Origin of the sequence: Spirochaeta thermophila DSM 6192 (assembly GCF_000147075.1) — a bacterium.
In the GTDB taxonomy this organism is placed as follows: domain Bacteria; phylum Spirochaetota; class Spirochaetia; order Winmispirales; family Winmispiraceae; genus Winmispira; species Winmispira thermophila_A.
This window is the reverse complement of sequence record NC_014484.1, coordinates 1,222,566-1,243,227: the sequence shown is the minus strand read 5'-3', so window position 1 is coordinate 1,243,227 and position 20,662 is coordinate 1,222,566. Positions and strand designations below refer to the sequence as shown.

Here is a 20,662-nt window from a genome sequence, read left to right as displayed (position 1 = left end):
AGAGTATAGGCGGTGAGGGTGTGAAAGGGAACAGGGGTTGACGCGGTAAAAATATTTGGTTATATTGCCAAATATCTAATCAAACAGGAGAGACGCCGTGAACAGGCCCAACAAGGACGCCTACAAGACGAAGGCGGCAGTACTCAAGGCGCTCGCCCATCCGACCCGGCTGTGGATGGTGGAGGAGCTCGCAAAGGGACCGAAGTGCGTCTGTGAGTTCGTGGCCGCCCTGGACGTGGATTTCTCCACGGTCTCCAAACACCTCTCGATCTTGAAGGGGGCAGGTCTCGTGGAGGATGAGAAGCAGGGGAGACAGGTCTACTACAGGCTCACCACCCCATGTGTGATAGGTTTTCTCTCCTGCGTGGAGGAGGTGATGGCCGACCGGGGACGCAAGCTGATGGCGGGCGCTCGTGTTCGCCGTGGATACGAGGGGGAGAGGTCATGAACTGGAAAGAGGAATGGAAATATCTCGTAGGGATCGCAGGTCTCTTTCTGGTCTTCTACTATCTGCCGGTGGGGCAGGAGAGGTTCGATACCGCGGTATATGAGGCGCTCTCGCTCGCGAAGTGGTATGCGCGGGAACACGTGATCCTATGTCTCATCCCCGCCTTCTTCATAGCCGGGGCCATCTCGGTCTTCGTGAGTCAGGCCTCGGTGATGCGCTACCTCGGCCCTTCTGCCCCCAAGGTGCTGGCCTACGGTGTGGCCTCGGTCTCGGGAACCATCCTTGCGGTCTGTTCCTGCACCGTGCTCCCCCTGTTCATGGGGATCTACCGGATGGGAGCAGGGCTGGGACCTGCCGTCACGTTTCTCTACTCCGGACCCGCCATCAACGTGCTCGCCATCATCCTCACGGCGAGGGTCCTGGGGATGCCCATCGGCCTCGCCCGGGCACTGGGGGCCGTGGTCTTCAGTATCGTGATAGGGCTGCTCATGCACCTCTTCTTCAGGCACGACGAGGACGAGAAGTCGCGGATGGAGGCGGCCTTTGGGTACGAGGGGGAGGAGGGGCGTCCCCTCTGGCAGGAGGTGCTCTTTTTCGCCGCCCTTGTGGGGATACTCGTGAGCGCGAACTGGGCCTCTCCTTCAGGGGACGGGGGGCTGTGGGCCGGGATCTATCGGGCGAAGTGGCTCCTCACCTCGGCGTTCGCCCTTGGGCTCGGGGTGATGCTCGTGGTGTGGTTCGAACTCGCCTGGTGGAAGGTGGGATCGGTGGCCCTCGCGACCGGCATCCTTGCACTCGCCTTCCCCCGGCATCCGGAGGTGGCCTTCGCCGGAGGATCGATCGGTCTCGGCCTCATCACCGCCACCTCTAAGGGACAGGCAGGTGAGTGGTTCTCCGCCACCTGGGGATTCGCCAAGCAGATACTCCCCCTCCTCCTCGGGGGTGTGCTCGTCGCCGGATTCCTCTTCGGGCGGCCGGGACACGAGGGGGTCATCCCTGCGACATGGGTGTACCGGGCGGTGGGGGGCAACTCGATCTGGGCGAACTTCTTCGCCGCCCTCTCGGGGGCCTTCATGTACTTCGCCACGCTCACCGAGGTGCCCATCCTTCAGGGACTCCTCGGTAACGGCATGGGGAACGGTCCTGCCCTTGCCCTCCTCCTCGCAGGGCCTGCACTGAGCCTTCCCAACATGCTGGTGATCCGAAGCGTGTTGGGTACCAGGAAGACCGTGGTGTTCGTGTCGCTCGTGGTGGTGATGGCCACCATAACCGGTATGCTCTTTGGCGTGCTGGTATAGCACGCTCGAGGTACATCGACTCGGAGGTATGGTATGAAGATGAAGATCCAGATCCTCGGCATGGGATGTCCCAAGTGCCAGAAACTCACCGAACGGGCAGAGCAGGCGGCCCGCGAACTCGGGCTCTCGTACGAGCTGGTGAAGGTGACCGATCCGCAGGAGATCATGTCGTTCGGGGTGATGATGACGCCGGCTCTCGCGGTGAACGGCAAGGTGAAGCTCGAGGGGAAGGTACCGGAGGTGGAGGAGGTCAAGAAGTTACTTCAGCATGTATGAAAAAGAGGACACAGGCAGGTAGGAGGCGTACACTTTCGAAGACATCCTCATCCGATTTCGAGGTCATCATCGGTTGCACGTCCCTGCCCATACGACAAAAGAGGCCCTTCGGGCCTCTTTATTATGCTGGAGGTGGCGGGAATCGAACCCGCGTCCTGAGAAGCGGCCTATAGGCCTCTACAGGTTTAGGTGCCGGTTGCTATCTCGGAAGAAAGGAGGCCCGGCACCGGCCTCTTCCTTCCCAGTCCGGCGTGTGGTGTCCCGCACGGCGGCCGGACACGCCGTACGGTGAGCCCTGGTTTCTGTCGGACACTCCCGTGCTCAGGGCTGCGCCCGGGCTGCCCGTGGCTGCGTTACTTAGGCAGCCAGAGCAAGTTCGTCGTTGGCACCTATTGCCGTGGCAGTTTTAGGAGGTGCCGCTCCACCTGCAACCTATAGACACGACCCTTCCCAGTCGAATCCTGTACACCCCCTTCGTTTTCATGTCTACTGTAACAATGCATCCGGTTCACTGAATCGTCAAGTGGTCTACGGATGCTTGCTGTAGAGCTCGACGTTGAGCAGGGTGATTTCGGCCTGCTTTCGTATTTCCTCAGGGATGTCGAGCTGGAGGAGCTGATAGAGGACTTCCCGTGCCTGATCGAAGTCCTTGAGATGGATGCACACGTTGCTGAGGGCGAAGAGCGTGAGGTAATCCTCAGGGTTGATCTCCCTCGACTTCTCGAGACAGCGGTAACTCGCCTTGAAATCCTTCATCACGTGAAGGGTGACGCCGAGGTTCCTGAGGGCCGAAGCATGATAGGGGAAGAGTTCCACCGCCTTCTCGAAGGCCTCCTTGGCCTCTTCGAGCTTGCCTGTCCGATAACAGGCACATCCGTACGCCTCCCAGATGTCGGGGTCTTTCTCTTCTTTCTTGAGGGCGAAGGACAGGGTCTTGATGGCCTCCGCCTGCCTGCCTGACTCGGTGAATGCCACTCCGAGTCTGTGGAGGGCCCCGGCGTGATCGGGCTCTTCATAGAGGATGTTCTGGAGGAGAGGGATCGCCTCTTCATAACGCCCCTGCTGGAGGAGGGCATCGATCTCGGAGAAATCCCATTCCTGATGAGTGCTCATACAATCAATATACTGTATTTTCCTGAAAAATAAAGGGTGATCCCTCCGGACTAGTATCGCCTGAGCTCCCGGTCCATCTCACGTTTGATGTCCCGTTCCTTGATGGCCTCTCGCTTCTCGTGCTTCTTCTTCCCCTTCGCGATACCCACGAGCACCTTGACCAGGCCCCTCTTCACGTAGAACCTCAACGGCACCAGGGTATAGCCGCGTTCCTCGGTCTTCCGACGGAGCTGGTGGATCTCCTCTGCATGGGCGAGGAGTTTCCTGGGTCTGAGAGGATCGTGGTTCTCTATGGTGGCATGGCTGTAGGGGGTGATGTGAAGTCCCATGAGCCACAGCTCGTCGTTCTTCACCCGTACGTAGGCGTCCCCGAACGACACCCGTCCTTCCTTGACGGACTTGACCTCCGATCCCTTGAGCTCGATACCGCACTCGAGGGTGTCCTCTATGAGATAGTCGAAGCGGGCGCGTTTGTTCTCGCCGAGCACCTTGATATCGTTCTGTTTAGCCATCGTGCCTCCGGATGAGGATGGGTCTGAAACCCACCACGGGGCTGGTCCAGGAGGGGTGGAGCACACCCCGCATGGGAGGCGCCAACCTGGCCTGGAGGATGCTCCCCCCACGGACGGTCCGGGAGGCCGGTTCGTCCACGCCTGCTTCGATCGTATGCCAGCTGAGCACCTCATCGACAGGTGGAGCGAGCGCATAGAGCGAATAGTAGGGGCCGGCCGTCCATTCCCACAGATTACCGAGGAGTGAGGCGATGCCTCTCTTGTCTTTCGCTGCCCCGGCGAAGGGCTCCGGAGGCCGGGGGCGGCTGCTCTGGGAGATCTCTGCAAGGCCGGAGAGGCGCACTGCCCACTCCCACTCCTGCTCGGCGGGGAGTCGTACTTCGTAGTGCGCCGTGATGGAGGGGGGAAGGTAGTCCTCCAGCCACCTGCAGAAGGCCTGGGCCGCATACCAGGAGACGTAGGGGAGCGGAGCGTCTTCCTCGAGGGTGGCGTAGTCGTACAGGTAGGTCCCGTCGACGAGGCCTTGTTCGACGAGGGCGGCCTTGGCCTGTGGTGACCACTCGGGATGTGCCTGGAGAAAGAGGGCATACATCCCCTTTGTGACCTCACGGTCGAGGATGTAGAAGGGGGCGATGCGCCACGGCCGGGGAGAGAGGACCCGGGCTTTCCCTCCGTCGAGGTCTTCTTCCCGACTGCTGGGGTAGAGCTCTCCACCCGGGAGTGCCCTGAAGACGAAGGGGCCATGGCCGAGGGTGTCGGGCGCGGGGGCGGGAGTGGTGATGCGGTAGGGTGAGAGCGAGGAGAGGCGCCGTTCGACGTGGGTATGGTAGAAGGCGTTCTCCTGGTAGGCGTCCGCCGGGGCGGAGGGAAGAAGCGCGGGGAGCACGGAGAGGAGTCCGGGATGCTCCTGGAGGAGAGAGAGCGCCATGCGGAGGGCGGCGAGGGGTGCGGAGGGGGTGGGTCCTGTGCGGGCCTCCGAGAGCACGAGGATGGCTCGTGCGAGGTCCACGGCCTGATCGGTGTGGGAGAGGAAGGGGACTGCGTGCGCGAGTGCGTGAGCCGCGGCCTCTGTGAGTCGCTCCCGGTGATCCGGTGCGGGGGTGGTGCGGGCGTCGTCGGCGAGCCAGGTGAGGAGGGGGGGGAGGGCGTAGGTGGAGATGGGGGGGGTGGTGAGGCTCCAGGAGGAGAGAGATGCGAGCACCTGGTTCACGGGAACGGCCGGCTCTTCGAGGGAAAGGGGTGTCCGTATCTCCACATGATGCGGGAAGAAGAGGGTGGCGAAGCGTCTTCCCCGTATCTCTACGCTCTCCACTGCCGTATCCCATCCGGCTTTCCGGACTCGCAGGGTGTGGACTCCGTCAGGGAGGAAGACCGTGCACGGGCTCGTTCCCGCGAATCCGTCGTCGAGGTATACCGAGGCCCGGGCAGGGGCGGTGATCACCGTGAGGTACGCTCCCGGGTTGAGTATCCCGGGAAGGAGGAGGAGCACGAAGAGCACGAACACGATGAGGAGTGTCCATACCACCGGGACATAGATCGTGGGAGGGATGCCGAGGAGGGGCTTGAGTCTCACCTGGATCTCGTCCGGGGTGGGGGCTGCAGGAGGCGTCTGTGCTGCACGCTTCGGTCGTCTGGACTTTTTCATCCTCCGCAGTATAGGTGTGAGGCTACCGCTTGTCAACGCTGGGGGGTTGTGATAGGGTAGGTTTCGATATTGCACGGACTTAGAAAAGGGGTGCCGATGAAGGAGTTCTCATCCTGGCTCGTGGAGAAGACCGAGGCGGTCCTCACCTGGAGGGCGCGACGCAAGGCGAGGAAGAAACAGCGGGAGGCTGCGGTCAGGGCGCGGCGGAATACGCTCCTCAAGAAACTGGGGGGGCTCTTCAGGGAACTGGTGGAGACGGTGCTCATCGTTCTGGTGATCCAGCAGTACCTCATCCAGGCCTACGTGATCCCCTCCGGTTCCATGGAAAAGACGCTCATGATCGGCGACAGGGTGATGGTGGACAAGCTCACGTTCGGTCCGGAGATCCTCCCTACCGTGGGGAAGCTGCCGGGTCTGAGCTCGCCGAAGCGGGGTGACATCGTGGTGTTCGAAAACCCCTCGTACATCAGTCCGGGGGTGGCGTTCGAGATTCTCCACCGGTTCATCTACATGATGACGCTGAGTCTGGTGGACATCAACCGCGACGAACAGGGCAATCCCCGTGCTCAGCTCCTCGTGAAACGGGCGGTGGGTACGGCGGGTGACAGGGTGAGGCTCGAAGAGGGGGAGGTCTTCTACTGGTTTCCCGGCGAGGGGGGATGGATCGCCGAGCGGGCTCTCCTCGGAAAGGGGGTGAGGTTCTCCTATCGTCCCCAGCGGTTGGTGTCTCCTGACATGTACCCTCTCTTGGAGAAGGCGGCCCGGGCGGTGGTCTGGTTCTCGGAAGGGTTCACGCCCGATCTCGAAGGGCGGGCCGCCTATCAGCGGATCGCGGACAGTAACGAACTCGTCGACTACTATGCATTTGAGCTCTACCAGATGGGTGAACGTGCGCGGCTTCACCCCGAGGAGCGCGACTATGCGCGCATCTGGTGGCAGGGGGCGATGGGGTGGTACATCCCGCCGGGAAGGCTCCTCCCTCTGGGTGACAATAGGGACAACTCGAGGGATGGTCGGTACTTCGGGACGGTCTCGCTCAGGAAGGTGCTCGGGCGGCCGATCTTCCGCTTCTGGCCGCCTGCGAGGATCGGAGGGGTGAGGTGAGAGAGCGGATCTTCGCTTCGCGTCAGGAGCGAAGACGGCAGATGAAAATCCTCTGGATCAAGCGTCTCCTCCTCGTGGCGGTGTTGTTCAATCTCCTCCAGATGTGTGCCCTGCGCACCTACCGGCTCGACTCCGAGGTGATGGCGCCTCTGTACCACCGGGGGGCCTTTCTCGTGGCGACCCCCCTCGCCTATGGGCTCGATCTGGACTGGCTCGGTGTCCCGCTTCCCCGTTGGCGCGAGCCGGCCCGGGGGGATGTGGTGGTGGCGGTGTCCCCCTTTTGGGATCCTCCGGAAGGGGCTGCGGGTGTAGGGCTGCGGCTCCTCGACTATGTGACGGGCGGGCGTTGGATACCGGGGCCCGGCTGGCGGGTCCACTATGTGGTGCTCCGGGTGGTGGGGCTCCCGGGCGAGCGGATACGGGTGCGCGACGATGTGGTGTACGTGCGAGGCGCTGACGAGAGGGGGTGGGTCTCGGAGGAGGTGCTCCTCCCGGGGATGACGCGGCTGCGGGGTGGCGGTGAGGGGCCGCCTCCGTTCGACAGGGTGATCCCGGCCCTCCAGGAGGAGATGGTGCTCGGCGAGGGTGAGTACTTCCTCGTGGGAGACAACCGGCGCCTGGTGGCGGATTCCCGGATCTTCGGGCCTTTCGAGCGGTGGCGGATACGTGCCATGGTGATGTGGGCGCCGATCCGAGGAGGGGGGGAGGAGTGAAGCCTTTCCTCGATATGGAGGCGGTGAGGGCCATCCTCGAGGGGAGGGGGGGATATCCGGTCTCGGTCTACGTGCATGTGCCGTTCTGTGCCCGGCGATGCCGGTACTGTGACTTCTTCAGCGTGGCGGGGGCGGGTGTGAGGGTCATGGAGGGGTACGTGGAACGGGTGCTGGAGGTGCTGGAGCAGATGCTCGCCCTCCTCCGGCCGTCGGAGATTCCCACGGTGTACGTGGGTGGGGGGACGCCGAACGTGCTCCCCCTGCGGTTGTGGGAGCGGCTCCTCAAGGGGATTCGGGAGCGGGTGGAGGTGTGGGGAAGGCCTGTGGAGTGGACCGTGGAGGTGAATCCGGAGTGGGTGGATGAGGAGAAGGTGGAGGTCCTCGGAGAGGGGGGGGTGACGCGGGTGAGTCTGGGGGTGCAGGGGTTGGATGAGGGGTTCCTCCGGCTCATGGGAAGGGGGGCGGGGAGGAGGGAGGTGGAGCGCGCGGTGGAGGTGCTCGCGGGCTGGGGGGGGCGGGTGAGTGTGGATCTTCTGGCAGGGAGGCCGAGGGGGATGAGTGGGGATGTGGTGCGGGAGCTCGAGGAGGTGAGCGGGTGGGGGGCGGGGCATGTGTCGGTGTACGGGCTCACGGTGGAGGAGGGGACGGTGCTGGGGGCGATGGTGCGACGGGGGGAGGTGGTGATGCCGGATGAGGAGGAGCTGGCGGGGGAGTGGGAGGCGATCTGCAGGTGGTTCGGAGAGCGGGGGTTCGTACGCTATGAGGTGTCGAACTTTGCGTTGCCGGGCGAGGAGTGCCTCCACAACCTGCGGTACTGGAGGCTGGAGCCGTACCTGGGGGTGGGGCCCTCGGCTGTTTCGACGTTGCCGGGGAAGGAGGGGCCCGTGCGGGTGCGGCAGGTGCGGGATGTGGGGCGGTTCGTGGCAGAGGGGGGTGTGTGGGAGGAGGTGGAGGTGATCGGCCCGCAGGCGTTTCTCCTGGAGTGGTTCATGATGGGGTTGCGTACGAGGGAGGGGGTGGAGGGGGAGCGGTTCCGGAGGGTGTGGGGTGTGGGGGTGGAGGAGGTGCTGGGGGAGGTGGGACGGCGCTGGTGCGGGTGGGGGGCGGCCGAGATGGGGGAGAGCGGAATACGACTCTCGGAACACGGACTCGACATCCTGGATTCTCTCCTCAAGGCTCTACCTATCCTCATCTGGGAAAAGCAGATAGGGAAACCGCTCTGGCCCTGAGATCGAGGCCACGTTGACAGGAAGAGGCACTCGTGTTATGGTGATCATCACAGAGATTCGTTTCTACGAATGAACTTCATCACATCCAACAGGAGTCACGATGTCAGGACATAGCAAATGGGCGACGATCCGGCACAAGAAGGCCGCGATGGACGCCAAGCGTGGCAAGGTCTTCACAAAGCTCATCAAGGAGATCTCGGTAGCAGCTCGGACAGGAGGTGGAGATCCTGAGGCCAATCCACGACTCCGCACGGCGATCCTCAAGGCAAAAGCCGCCAACATGCCCAAGGAAAACATAGAGAGGGCCATCAAGAAAGGGACGGGTGAACTCGAAGGAGCGGACTACACCGAAATCGTCTACGAGGCCTACGGACCGGGGGGGGTGGCCATCATCATCGAAGCCCTCACCGACAACAAGAACCGCACGGCCTCGGAGGTGAGGCACATCCTGTCCAAGCACGGTGGATCGTTGGGAGAAACCGGGTGTGTGTCCTACCTCTTCAAGAAGCGCGGCCTCATCACCTTCGATGCGACGAAATACACCGAGGATGAGATCATCGAGGCAGCGTTGGAAGCAGGGGCCGAGGACGTCTCCTCCGACGGGGAGGTGATAGAGGTGCTCACCGACCCCTCGTCTTTCGAGGAAGTCCAGCAGGGCCTCACGGAGAAAGGGTTCGAATATGAGACCGCCGAGATCAGCCTCATCCCGGACGCCCGTATCACCGTGGACAAGGAGACGGCGGAGAAGGTGCTCAAGCTCATCGAGGCGCTCGAGGACAACGATGACGTCCAATCGGTCTCCACGAACCTGGAACTCCCCGACGACCTGACTGTGGAATGAAGCGTTACCTGGGGATCGATCCCGGCCTTGCCACTACCGGCTACGGAGTGATAGAGACCGACGGTCGAGGACATAAATACATCGTCGCCGGTACCATCAGGACGTCCTCCAGCCACACCCAGTCCGCACGGTTGCTGAAGATTTTCCGCCACGTGCAGGAGCTCCTCCTGAAGTATGCGCCCGAGGCCATCATCATGGAGGAGCTTTTCTTCGCCCGTAATACCACCAGCGCCTTCTATGTGGCCCAGGCCATGGGTGTGGTGTCGCTCGCCGCGGCCATGGAGGACATCCCCGTCTATACCTATGCACCCCAGATGGTGAAACAAGCCATCGTAGGCCACGGCAGAGCGGACAAGGCGGAGATCCAACGTTTCCTCAGGCTCCTGCTCGACCTTCCGGACACCAAGATGTCGGATCACGCCTCCGATGCCTTGGCCATCGCACTCTGCCACGTGCACCAGCATGGCACACCCTTCGCCATCCAGGGGGGAGAAGATGCTCTATAGTCTGAGTGGTGTCTATAGGGGCATCGAAGGAGAAAAGGTGCTCATCGAAACCGGGGGACTCACCTGGGAGATAGACGTGCCGAGCAGTCTTCTCTCGCAGCTCCCCGACCCCGGGGATTCGCTCCTCCTCCATGTGTACCTCTACCATAGGGAGGACGTCCTTTCCCTGATCGGTTTCGCATCGAGGGAGGAGCGCAGGCTCTTTCTGGATCTCCTCAAGGTACAAGGGATCGGGCCCCGACAGGCGCTGCGGATCATCTCCTCCGTCCCGGTTCCGCTCTTCCGGGAAATCATTCAGAAAGAGGATCTCGCTCGACTGGCGAAGACCCCGGGAATAGGGAAAAAGACGGCTCAGAAACTGCTTCTCACCCTGAAGGGCAGTTACGTGAGACAGGGGACGGGTGACACGGAAGAAGCCGGACCGCATCGAGAACTCGTGGAAGCCTTGGTGGAAATGGGGTTCGACAGAGCGCGCGCCGAGCGCGTACTCCCCGATATCATCCGGGAAGTGTCCGAAGGGGAGGGCGTGGAGGGGAAAGAGCAGGAGATACTGCGAAGAGCGATCATCAGGTTGAGTGAATGACCCGGAGGATCGGCTTGTCGTACCTTCAGACACGGGGTAGGATGGGGATATGGACCACACCCTCTCACCGTTGAAACGGGAGGAGGATGCGCAGGAGGAGCGTCTCCGTCCTCTCTCTCTTTCGGAGTTCCAGGGCAAAGAGGAGATCAAGGAGAACCTCAGGGTCTTCATCCATGCCGCCAGACAACGTGGGGAAGCTCTCGATCACGTCTTCCTCAGTGGGCCGCCCGGTCTTGGGAAGACCACCCTTGGGAGCATCATCGCCCACGAGTTGGGGGTCGAACTCAGGATCACGTCCGCCCCTGCTCTCGAGAAACCCAAGGATCTGGCAGGGATACTCACCACTCTCAGTCCCCGAAGCGTGCTCTTCATCGACGAGATACACAGGCTCAAACCGGCCATTGAAGAGATGCTCTATGTAGCGATGGAGGATTATGTCATCGACTGGATCATAGGCCAAGGTCCTTCGGCCCGGACCGTGAGGATACCCGTGCCCCCGTTCACCCTCGTGGGGGCCACGACCAAGGCCGGGAAACTGGCGACGCCCCTTGTCTCACGATTCGGCATAACATTTCACTTCAACTTGTATGAAAAAGAGGACATAATCAAGGTTCTCCGCCGCTCCGCCCGTATCCTCGGGCTGCAGGTGGAAGAACCCGCATTCGATCTCCTTTCTTCGTGTTCCCGTGGCACCCCTCGGATCGCCAATAGGATGCTCCGGAGGGCGCGGGACTTCGCAGAGGTCTACGGGAAAGGCGTGATCACCCCTCAGATCGTACGACTCACCATGGATCGCCTGGGCATCGATGAGGCCGGTCTCGAGGCACACGACAGGCGCATACTCGACACCATCATCACGAAGTTCGACGGAGGCCCGGTAGGTGCGGAATCCCTCGCCATCGCCCTTGGAGAGAGTGTAGATACTCTCGAGGACTTCTATGAGCCCTACTTGATTCAGTGCGGTTTCCTCCAGAGGACCCCTCGTGGACGCATAGTCACGCCTCGAGGATATGACCATCTCAACATCCAGCCCAGAGGAAAAGACAGCGACGATGAAACTCAAAGACTTCTATTTTGATCTTCCTGAAGAGCTCATCGCCCAGCACCCGGCTCAGCGAAGGGAAGATGCCCGCCTCATGGTGGTCCACAGGGAAACGGGACGGATCGAACACGCGCACGTGAGGGAGCTTCCCTGGATACTTCCTCCCTCATGCCTGGTATTCAACGATACCCGGGTGAGAAAGAGTCGCCTCCTGGCCACGAGGAGGGATTCCGGAGGAAAGGTCGAGATCCTCCTCCTCGAGGAAGTCGAGCCCTCTCTGTGGAAGGCGGTGGTTTCACGGGCCAGACGACAACGGCCAGGTGTGGTCTACGAGCTTCCTGGTGGACGGGAAGCGGAAATCGTAGGCATGGAGGAGGGGCTTCGTCTTGTCCGCATCTCTCCCCCCATCGACGAGGTCTATCTCGATCGACATGGCCACGTCCCTCTTCCTCCGTATATCAAACGATCGGACCTCCCTGAGGATGAGGAACGATACCAGACGGTCTTCGCCCGGCACCCGGGATCAGCGGCCGCCCCCACTGCGGGACTCCACTTCACCCCTGCTTTGATGGATGAATTGAAATCGCGTCACACCGTAACCTTCCTCACCCTCCACGTGGGACTGGGTACCTTCCAGCCCGTGAGGACCGAAAACGTGGAGGAGCACAGAATGCATAAGGAGAGGTTCTATATCCCAGAAGAAACCGCACGGGTCATAGAGGGCGCAAAGAGCCAGCACATCCCTGTGTGCGCAGTGGGGACGACAACGACAAGAGCGCTCGAGTCCGCCTGGGAGCATGGGAGACTCAAGCGTGGATGGCAAGAAACCTCGCTCTACATCTATCCAGGGTATACTTTCAGAGTGATCGACCGACTCTTCACCAATTTCCACACCCCTGGCTCTTCCCTGGTCCTTCTGGTCTCTGCCTTCCTTGGCAAGGACCTCCTTCTTGAAGCCTACAGGAAGGCGATAGAGCACCGCTATCGATTCTTTTCCTATGGCGACGCCATGCTCATCATCTAGGGTCTCAGTAGGTATCCTCGTCCATGGCGAGGAAGGCCTCGCGTACCGATTGGAGGCGGGCGAGATGCTCGCCGATGATCTGTCGGTAATCGAGTTCCCCGTTCGCTATCCTGGCCCGCTCATCGGCCCAGTACTGTATCTCGGGAAGGAAGAGATACGATAAGGGCTCCGCCTTTTCCGCCCATCTCCTCGCTTCTTCCCAGTATACCAGTGCGTACCGATAGAGGGCCTCGGCCTTGTCCAGACTCTCGAGATTCTGTTCTTTCCACGGAGCGTTGTAGAAATAGGCAACCTGCTTGTCGTATTTGGAGCCCCAGAGGAGGTATTGCTCCACAAGCTTGAGACTCACGTGCATGGAGAAGAGGTAGCGGTAGTACTCCCATTCGGTGGGATTCCCGATCCTCGCAAGGGCATTCAGAGGATTGGCGAAGTCTGCCCGCAAGGCCTGCTCGAGATAGTAGATATTCTCGGCGCACCGTTCCGGGTATTGATAGAAGTGGAGGTGAAAGAGCCGGTACCATTGTTCAGCGTAGAGCACCTTGTACCCGTGGAGGGGAAGGATGCTCACGAGAAAGAGGAGGAGAGAAACCACCGTCCTATGCCGGCCTTGCTTCATACCTTACTCTAAGTTAGATATCGAGTGTTCTTTCCAAAAACTTCAAGATCTCCCGGAAGATGAGATCCGGCGGCTGTGTGCCATCCACATAGAGAACCTTGCCACCTTCTGCTTCGTATGTCCGGAGCACCTCTCTGTATCGGGAAGCCACGTTCATGAGCACCTCCCGTTGCTCGAAAAGATCCTTCCGGGGTCTCGAGGAAAGACGTCTGAGACATTCCTCCACGGGCGTATCCAGATAGATCACCACCTCCGGGAGCGGGAACCTGCGATTGAGATCCTCTACCAATTCCCTCGTGTGAGCGGAATCGCTCTGATAGGCGAGCGAGGAGTGGAGATACCTGTCGCAGAGTACGATTTCCCCCCGTCCCACCCGAACCATGACCCCGTCTTCTCCGAAGACGTGAAGATCTCGATCAGCGGCGAACAGGTACGCATAGACGGAAGCAGGGAAGGAGAGACCGCTCGCAAGACATTCCCGGATGAAAGTCCCCACAGGACCGTCGGTCGGTTCCCGTGTCTCCCACAGGGTGTGACCACGTCCCTTCAGGGAGGAAGCCACCTTGCCGAGTTGTGTCGTGGTTCCCGCACCGTCTATACCCTCGAACACGACGAAACGGGAAAGGATCGTCCTGCCGCTGCTTTTTTTACGAGATGACATGTGATAGAATTTATACGATAAACAAGCGAAGCGCAATTTCCCGGAGTGATACAACGGACATGACGAAGCGACTGCCCTCATCGTTTCTGCTCCTCATTTTTGTGACCTCCTTTCTTGTGCTGTCGTGGGCAGTTTCGTTAACCCTCAGGCACAGTGCAACACCAAGTCTCCAATTTCTCGTCACCCAGGTCGTGCACGACTTTGAATCCCGATGGGATATCGAAGTCTCCTATGGCGCGATCGAGCCCTACATCTTTCCTTTCGTGAAAATCAAACATGTGGAATTGAGAGACCCCCAAGAGAGGTTCGTCGTATACGTGGGAGAGGGGGTACTCACCTATAGTGCGCTCGCCCTGCTCAGAGGGGACGTCTCCTCCCTGGTGAAGAAAATCGAGCTCACCGATGTCCATGTGTTCTGGAATGCAGGCGAAACACCTCCCACGGAGGATGCTGCCTCGTCTCATTCCAGGCTCACCTCTTCTCTTTCCCTCCAACGAGTACTCTCTTCACTACCTTCCGAGGTCCTCATCCGTCGTGGGACCTTTCAGATGGTACTCCCTGACCAGTCTCGTATCATGGGTCGGGACCTTCGTGTCGACATCGCTCCCGGCAACGATGGATCCGCACGATACTCGCTGAGCGCTTCCCTCTTCTTGGACGTCTCTCATGAGACCGCCGCATACTACGAGGGAGTACTCCCGGAGAGGACCTTCTTCGTACCGATACGGGCGAGGGGCACGTTTTCCCCGGACATACCGAGCATGGAGATGGAGCTTTCCTGCTCGTTGCAGGGAACCAGGATGGAACTCTCCACCCAACGGTTTCTGTTGTCCATAAAAAACGACGCCATCTCCTTCCAGAACCTCCAGGCATCGGTCCCATACGACCTCCTTGGAGAATATGAATGGTCGTCCTCCACACTCAACGTCATGGTGCTCACCGAGGACTTTCAACCGAGCTCCCAACTCAGGGGATCTCTCCTCGAGAGCATGCCCGCGAATCTGAAATTTTTCCTCGAGGCCACGTATTCGACCCACCTTCAAATCTCATATCATCTCCCCTCCCGCACTCTCCGCTATACGGGAAGCGGTTCGGCTTCGTTCCTCTCGAAGGATCTCCATTCGATAGCCTTTTCGCTCGATGGGGAGAATTCCCGGATTCACCTGGATTATCTTACTGCCTTCACCCGATACGGCAGGGCCTCCATGGAAGGACTGGTCGACATCCATCCCTTCTCATTCCAGGGCAGGTTGCACATATCGGAGGCCCGACCTCCGGGGATGTCGTCGTTCGAGCGCATGAGCGGACGATTCAATGTGAACATCTCGGGATCGAAGGAGGCGATAAAAGGGTATGCCTTTTCCGGAGACGCGTCATGGGGGGGATTCGAGCTCTCGAGAGCAGAGCTCTCTTTTGAAGGGGATATCGTACGACAGGAATACGCGCTCAACGTGCTCCTCCTCCCCCGGAAAGGTGAGGGGTATGTCTATGGGGAAACCCACCTCTTCCCGACCTCCGGTCCGTCGTCCCTCAGAGGGCAGGGACTCCTCCTCTTCCGCGATCTCTCCTTGTCCGATCTCACCCTCGCCCTCTCCGGATCGCAACGACGGTGGCATCCGCTCATCCCCGAGCAGGCCACCATCAGAGGCGCGCTCGAATTCGATTTCGACGCGTCACGATATCGTGTCTCCAGCATGGAGGACATCGTACTCTCGATCTCTGAGGAGGCGGATGCATCCCTCTCCCTCTCTCTCACCCCCGATCAGCTCTCCCTTTCTTCCTCGGGCACCCTCTATACCGTGCCCTTCCAAGGGACCTTCTCCCTGATGCTTCGGGATACACAGAGATTCTCCGGCGAGTTGTTGGTCGAGAATATCCTCTATCGGTTCTCGGGTATCCTACGGGAGAACAGGTTCTCCCTGTCGGGAGACAATCTGACGTTTCTCCTGGAGGAGAAAGAGGGCAGATGGGTCTTCCGAGGGAAGACGCGAACTCTTCCTCTGCCGATGATGCCCGGTCAGTCCCCTCCGCAGGTGAGTGTCGACCTCTCGGGCGAGTTCCACACCGCAGAGGAGTGGTGGATCTACGTCCCCTATCTGAGGGTGACTGATCTCTTTCTCCTGCCCTCTGTTCGAGGGAATCTGAGCGGCCGCATTGCCATCGATCCATCGGGAATCGAAGCCTTCGATCTTTCCTACGGCGATTCGTACTCCAATCTCGAAGGAAGTATGAGCCTGGTCCTGCCCGAGGGTCTGGAGGGACTCCTCTCCCGCCGACGGTTGGCAGGAGAGATCGTCCTGCAATCGAAGACGAGCAGGGAACGCTACGGCCTTCAGGCAGACATCTCCTCTTCACGTATCGACCTCACCGTGCACGCAAGAGAGGCCCCGCTCGGGAGGTGGACACGGGAGAAGGCACGGGGAAGACTGACCGCCACCGTAAACCTCGAGGGGCCCTGGAACGATCCAGATCTCGAAGGAACGGTCACTTTGATAGAAGGGAGTATCAACGGCATCCCGCTGGCCGCAAACGGATCTTTCGAGAAACGCTCCTCCACCATGAGCATCTCTCTCTCGGAACTCCTCCTCGCGCAGCACCGCCTCAGCGGTTTCCATCTGACCTACGATCTTTCCTCGGGCACCTTCAGAGGGGAAACGGATCTCTCTCTCGCAGTAGGCAGGACGACACAGAGCACTCCGGTGAGTCTGTACGGTACGGTGGAACAGCGGTACGAAGATCTCTCCCTCTTCCTCCACTCTCTTCCTTCACTCTCCTGTACCGGGTCGCTCGTCCTACACAAGGTCTCACTCGTAGAGGGACAACCCGTCTGGAGGTTCCTGTTCGCCTATACGCGTGCGGGTGTCACGCTCAGAGGCGGTCCGTCGAACGCAGCGAGCCTTGCCTTTTCCTTCGAGGAAGGAACACTCGATGCGAGTTTCAGTTCACCCCTTCCTCTGCAGGGGAGTATCAAAGGAACGATCCGTGAAGAGCATCTTTCACTCACCCTGGCATTCTCGCGAATCGACGTGAAATCGTTTCAACCGCTCTTCGATCTGGGCGTGGTGAGGATTCGCGAGGGAATCCTCACCGGTGAGGTTTCCCTCGAGGGAGACCCCCGAGATCCGACCCTCACGGGGAACCTCGAGGGCAGAGACCTCAGGGGTGTGTTCTTCCTCGTACCCGAAGAAATCTCGTCCGAACGTCTGGAGTTGGAGTTCCAGGGAGAAGGATTCCAGATCCTCCCCTCTAGAATCACTGCAGGAGACGCCACCGTGATCCTCTCGGGTGCTTTCACGAGAGAGGCATGGAGTCTCCCGTTCTTCCAGATCTCCATCGCCACCCTTTCCCCCAACAGACTCCACATCCTCTACGATTTCGGAACCCTTCAGGTAGACGGCTATGCGGCAGGGTTCGTGACCATCGAACAGACCCCCCAGTACCTCTCCATCGCTGGAGATATCTTGGCCGAGTCCACGGTGGTGACACTTGCTCAAAGGAGGACTGAGGCCCCGGGAAAAGGGGAACCCGTTCCCCTCGAGATAGATCTCCGAATCCAATCGGGTCCCGATGTGCAGTTCGTGTGGCCCACGAGGACCCTGCCGATCCTCCGACTCTATGCCGATACCGGGGAAAGACTCCGGTACACCGCCCACGGGGGTGAGGGGAGCTTCTCCCTGGAGGGGAATATCGGATTGCGGGGGGGGGAAGTCTTCTACTTCGAACGAAGCTTCTATGTGAGGGAAGGCAGCATCCTCTTTCAGGAAAACCAGGACAAATTCGATCCCCGGATCACCGTTCGAGCCGAGATGAGGGACTTCTACAAGGGAGACCCCATAAGGATTTATCTCGTCTCCTACAACACCCCGCTCTCCCAGTTCTCACCCCGTTTCGAGTCGGATCCTCCGCTTCCTCCTGAGGATCTCAACATCGTACTCGGTCAGCGGTTCAACGAGGAGTTCGCCGAGGGATTCCTCAGTCCGGTCTCCCTCGTAGGACTCACCACCGACCTCGTGAGCCAGTTCGCCCTCATGAGGGAGTTCGAGACCTCGGTGAAGAAGACCTTCGGGCTGGACGTCTTTTCGGTACGGACACACCTCTTCCAGAACGTTCTCGAGAGCGCCCTCCAGTCCCCTGAGTACCCTCTTGACAGGCAATCGCCATCTCTTGGAAAGTATCTCGACAATACCACTATCCTGGTGGGGAAGTATCTTGGCTCCGATGTGTTTCTGGAATCCCTCTTCCAGATTGCAGCGGAGAACCCCCTCGCTTCGGAGGTTCGAAGCTTCGGAGGGTTCGAGGTGAATGTAGAGGTGACGGTTGAATGGGATACTCCGTTCTTCCTCCTCTCCTGGAAGTTCGCTCCCGAGCATCCGGAAGAACTCTTCATCCCCGATCAGACGATTTCTTTGAAGTGGCGATTTACTTATTAGCATGAGGAAAGGAGTGTTCATGAGAGTAACGCGTCGTTTTATCATCCTCCTCCTGTCGGTAGTGATCTCTCTTCCGCTCTTCACTCAAGAACCTCCTCCCGATTGGTATCTCGGCAAACCGATAAAAGAGTTCTCGTTCTCAGGGCTCTCGGCCGTGTCTGAAAACGAGATCCGGGGGATTCTCAGGCCCTATGTGGGGAAGATCTTCACCAACGATTTGTTCTGGGAGATCCAGAGCAAGCTCTACGCCCTGGAATATTTCGATGAAATCATCCCCAGCGCACAACCCGCCGATGAAAACTACTCAGCGGTGATCATCCACTTCGAGGTGAAAGAATTCCCTTCTGTGGATCGGATCACCTTCGAAGGGAATCAGAGGGTCAGGGACTCGGAACTCCTCGACACCATACTCCTGAAACGGGGCGACATGGTCACCCAGGCGAAACTCAGAGCCGACGAGCGTGCCATCATAGAGCTCTATCATGAGAAAGGTTTTCCCGAGGCCTCCGTGGAAGGAGTCCTGCGGGAAGGGGACCGGGGGACCGAGGTGGTCTTCGTGATCTCGGAAGGTCCCCAGATCATCGTGAGGTCCATCACCTTCTCGGGCAACCTGCTTTATCCTGAAAAGACGCTCCGGGGACTCATGAAGACCAAACCACAAGGGTTCCTCGTGAGTGGAGTATACAACGAACAGACATTCCAGGAGGATCTCAGGAAGATCGAAGACTACTACGCCCAACGCGGCTATATCGACGCACGGATCACCCACGTGGAAAAGACCGAGGAGATAGAGGGGGATCGTCACTACCTCCACATCACCATCTATCTCTCGGAAGGGGAACAGTACCGGTTCGGAGGAATCACTTTCGAAGGCAACAAGATCTTTTCCACCGAACGGCTCCGGGAGCTTTTCTCTCTCGAAGAAGGAGATATCTTCGACCGCACCGCCTTCAGCCGGGATTACCAGAAGCTCCTCGACCTTTACTACGAGAACGGCTACATCTTCAACCGGATCGACCTCAGGGAAGAGAAGGACTCCGAACAGCATCTCGTCTCCTACCACGTGATGATAGAGGAACGCGGGCGGGCGCACATAGAGAACATCATCCTCAGGGGAAACACCAAGACCAAGGACTTCGTGATCCTCCGGGAGCTCCCCATAGAAGAAGGGGACGTCTTCAGCAAGACCAAGATCGTAGAAGGTCTGCGCAATCTCTATAATCTCCAATATTTCACCTCCATCGCCCCCGAAACCCCTGCCGGAAGCACCGAGGGGCTCATGAACCTGGTGATCAATGTCGAGGAAGCGCCCACCGCCAATATCCAGTTCGGGGTGAACTTCGGGGGGAGCAGCGATTTCCCTGTAGCGGCGACCGTGGCCTGGAGTGATCAGAACTTCCTGGGCTATGGGCTCGACTTCGGTGTGAACCTGACGGCGGCACCAAATGAACAAACCCTCGGATTCAACTACACTGACAGATGGCTTTTCGGGAAACGGTGGACGGGTGGAGTGAGTTTGAGCATCTCTCACAAGGATACCGGGAAGACAATTCCCCAGGACACTGCTATAGATGGGATAATCTTCACCGGGAATGAGGACAACGCCGTTCCTGACAATGGCCTCTATACAGGGCAATGGGTGGATGCGGAGACTGGAGAGATCGTGCCCAACCCTTCCCAGGAACAGATCGACGCCGGAGACGTGATAACCGATTACGAGTACGCACGGAGAAACGGCTTCAATATACCTGAAGAATATCTCATGAGCTACGAAACATGGGCGATCTCTTTCGGAATCAATACGGGATACCGTTTTTATACACCTGTGGGGAGACTCACTCCCAGTACCTACTTTTCCACTTCACTCACCACTCTCGACTACGATGCGAGCAGATATCGTCCTTTCGACCCCACGACGCGGGAAAACAGAGGGAAGTGGTTGTTTGTCAACAAATGGAACCTCGGAGTCTCTCTCGATACGCGGGATATCTTCTACAGTCCCAGCTCGGGATACTATCTCAGCCAACAGCTCCTCTTCGTGGGAGGGTTCCTGGGGGGAAGCCGTCACTATATCCAGCCTACCACAAAGATGGAAGGGTATCTCACCCTCTTCGACATTCCCGTAGCCGAGAATTGGAACTTCAAGTGGGTGCTCGCCGCTCACACGAGGCTCACGTATAACCTGGACCAGTTCTGGGTTCCTGAAGGTGCCACCTATCAAGCCACTTCTTTGGATCAACTCTATGTCGACGGTTTCTTTGTGGGGAGAGGATGGCCAAGAGAACCCATCGGAGGGGGGAGGACCCTCTGGGACAACTGGATAGAGCTCCGAATGCCCCTTATCGAACAGATCATGTGGTGGGACTTCTATTTCGATTTTCCCGCGTTTTCGGTGGATGTGACGGCTCCTTGGGACATTCCCCTGGAAAACTACCGGTTCGGGGTAGGAGGAGGGATCCGGTTCGTCATCCCTCAGTTCCCTCTCCGGTTCTACATAGCCAAGCGTTTCAAGGTGGTGGACGACAAGATAGAATGGCAGGAGGGGAGTCTGTTCCCCGACTCGCTGGGTCTGGATTTCGTGTTTACCATCGGATATGACCTCTATTAGAGCGGGAGGGACC

General features: G+C 59.2%; 18 protein-coding genes and 1 other RNA gene. 13 read left to right on the top strand and 6 right to left on the bottom strand.

Going from position 1 to position 20,662, the window contains the following annotated elements:
- Positions 1 to 97 precede the first annotated feature (97 nt).
- The 3 genes from STHERM_RS05655 to STHERM_RS05645 are packed head-to-tail and all read left to right on the top strand — an operon-like array spanning position 98 to position 2,022.
- Entirely contained in the window at positions 98 to 448 is a 351-nt protein-coding gene (locus STHERM_RS05655; protein ID WP_013313928.1) for an ArsR/SmtB family transcription factor, read from the top strand.
- Positions 445 to 1,746, top strand: coding sequence for a permease (locus STHERM_RS05650; RefSeq protein WP_013313927.1), 1,302 nt, complete (start codon positions 445 to 447; stop codon positions 1,744 to 1,746). Before STHERM_RS05655 ends, STHERM_RS05650 begins: the two co-directional genes overlap by 4 nt.
- A gap of 33 nt (positions 1,747 to 1,779) precedes the next feature.
- Entirely contained in the window at positions 1,780 to 2,022 is a 243-nt protein-coding gene (locus tag STHERM_RS05645) for a thioredoxin family protein (protein ID WP_013313926.1), read from the top strand.
- 124 nt (positions 2,023 to 2,146) lie between these two features.
- On the opposite strand, the gene ssrA is transcribed toward STHERM_RS05645, so the two are convergent.
- The 4 genes from ssrA to STHERM_RS05630 all read right to left on the bottom strand — a co-directional run bounded on the left by ssrA (position 2,147) and on the right by STHERM_RS05630 (position 5,292).
- Positions 2,147 to 2,495: a transfer-messenger RNA gene (gene ssrA / locus STHERM_RS11455) on the bottom strand.
- Between the two features lie 55 nt (positions 2,496 to 2,550).
- Positions 2,551 to 3,135: a tetratricopeptide repeat protein gene (locus tag STHERM_RS05640; RefSeq protein WP_013313925.1), complete on the bottom strand. Its 585-nt coding sequence runs from the start codon at positions 3,133 to 3,135 to the stop codon at positions 2,551 to 2,553.
- 50 nt (positions 3,136 to 3,185) lie between these two features.
- Positions 3,186 to 3,647: an SsrA-binding protein SmpB gene (gene smpB, locus STHERM_RS05635; RefSeq protein ID WP_013313924.1), complete on the bottom strand. Its 462-nt coding sequence runs from the start codon at positions 3,645 to 3,647 to the stop codon at positions 3,186 to 3,188.
- Positions 3,640 to 5,292, bottom strand: a complete 1,653-nt coding sequence (locus tag STHERM_RS05630; RefSeq protein WP_013313923.1) for an SUMF1/EgtB/PvdO family nonheme iron enzyme — start codon at positions 5,290 to 5,292, stop codon at positions 3,640 to 3,642. Before STHERM_RS05630 ends, smpB begins: the two co-directional genes overlap by 8 nt.
- Before the next feature lie 96 nt (positions 5,293 to 5,388).
- On the opposite strand from STHERM_RS05630, the gene lepB (STHERM_RS05625) reads away from it, so the two are divergent.
- From lepB (STHERM_RS05625) to queA, 8 genes are all read left to right on the top strand, one after another.
- Positions 5,389 to 6,396, top strand: a complete 1,008-nt coding sequence (lepB, locus tag STHERM_RS05625; RefSeq protein WP_013313922.1) for a signal peptidase I — start codon at positions 5,389 to 5,391, stop codon at positions 6,394 to 6,396.
- Positions 6,393 to 7,109, top strand: coding sequence for a signal peptidase I (lepB, locus tag STHERM_RS05620; protein WP_013313921.1), 717 nt, complete (start codon positions 6,393 to 6,395; stop codon positions 7,107 to 7,109). The genes lepB (STHERM_RS05625) and lepB (STHERM_RS05620) overlap by 4 nt, the downstream gene beginning before the upstream one ends.
- A complete protein-coding gene (locus STHERM_RS12655) occupies positions 7,106 to 8,338 on the top strand; it encodes a coproporphyrinogen-III oxidase family protein (protein ID WP_013313920.1) in 1,233 nt (410 codons plus the stop codon). Before lepB (STHERM_RS05620) ends, STHERM_RS12655 begins: the two co-directional genes overlap by 4 nt.
- A 100-nt stretch (positions 8,339 to 8,438) precedes the next feature.
- Complete coding sequence (locus STHERM_RS05610) at positions 8,439 to 9,179, top strand: YebC/PmpR family DNA-binding transcriptional regulator (protein WP_013313919.1); 741 nt, start codon at positions 8,439 to 8,441, stop codon at positions 9,177 to 9,179.
- On the top strand, positions 9,176 to 9,685 hold the full coding sequence (gene ruvC, locus STHERM_RS05605) for a crossover junction endodeoxyribonuclease RuvC (RefSeq protein WP_013313918.1): 510 nt from the start codon (positions 9,176 to 9,178) through the stop codon (positions 9,683 to 9,685). Before STHERM_RS05610 ends, ruvC begins: the two co-directional genes overlap by 4 nt.
- A complete protein-coding gene (ruvA, locus tag STHERM_RS05600; protein WP_013313917.1) occupies positions 9,675 to 10,268 on the top strand; it encodes a Holliday junction branch migration protein RuvA in 594 nt (197 codons plus the stop codon). Before ruvC ends, ruvA begins: the two co-directional genes overlap by 11 nt.
- 49 nt (positions 10,269 to 10,317) lie before the next feature.
- A complete protein-coding gene (gene ruvB / locus STHERM_RS05595; protein WP_013313916.1) occupies positions 10,318 to 11,346 on the top strand; it encodes a Holliday junction branch migration DNA helicase RuvB in 1,029 nt (342 codons plus the stop codon).
- Positions 11,321 to 12,334: a tRNA preQ1(34) S-adenosylmethionine ribosyltransferase-isomerase QueA gene (gene queA / locus STHERM_RS05590; protein WP_041623313.1), complete on the top strand. Its 1,014-nt coding sequence runs from the start codon at positions 11,321 to 11,323 to the stop codon at positions 12,332 to 12,334. Before ruvB ends, queA begins: the two co-directional genes overlap by 26 nt.
- Positions 12,335 to 12,338: 4 nt before the next feature.
- On the opposite strand, the gene STHERM_RS05585 is transcribed toward queA, so the two are convergent.
- A complete protein-coding gene (locus STHERM_RS05585; RefSeq protein ID WP_013313914.1) occupies positions 12,339 to 12,950 on the bottom strand; it encodes a hypothetical protein in 612 nt (203 codons plus the stop codon).
- Between the two features lie 13 nt (positions 12,951 to 12,963).
- Positions 12,964 to 13,611: a dTMP kinase gene (gene tmk, locus STHERM_RS05580; RefSeq protein ID WP_041623310.1), complete on the bottom strand. Its 648-nt coding sequence runs from the start codon at positions 13,609 to 13,611 to the stop codon at positions 12,964 to 12,966.
- A gap of 263 nt (positions 13,612 to 13,874) precedes the next feature.
- Between tmk and STHERM_RS05575 the strand changes: the two genes are divergently transcribed.
- Positions 13,875 to 18,041: a translocation/assembly module TamB domain-containing protein gene (locus STHERM_RS05575; protein ID WP_237223395.1), complete on the top strand. Its 4,167-nt coding sequence runs from the start codon at positions 13,875 to 13,877 to the stop codon at positions 18,039 to 18,041.
- Between the two features lie 19 nt (positions 18,042 to 18,060).
- A complete protein-coding gene (gene bamA, locus STHERM_RS05570) occupies positions 18,061 to 20,649 on the top strand; it encodes an outer membrane protein assembly factor BamA (protein WP_013313911.1) in 2,589 nt (862 codons plus the stop codon).
- The last annotated feature ends 13 nt before the right edge of the window (positions 20,650 to 20,662 follow it).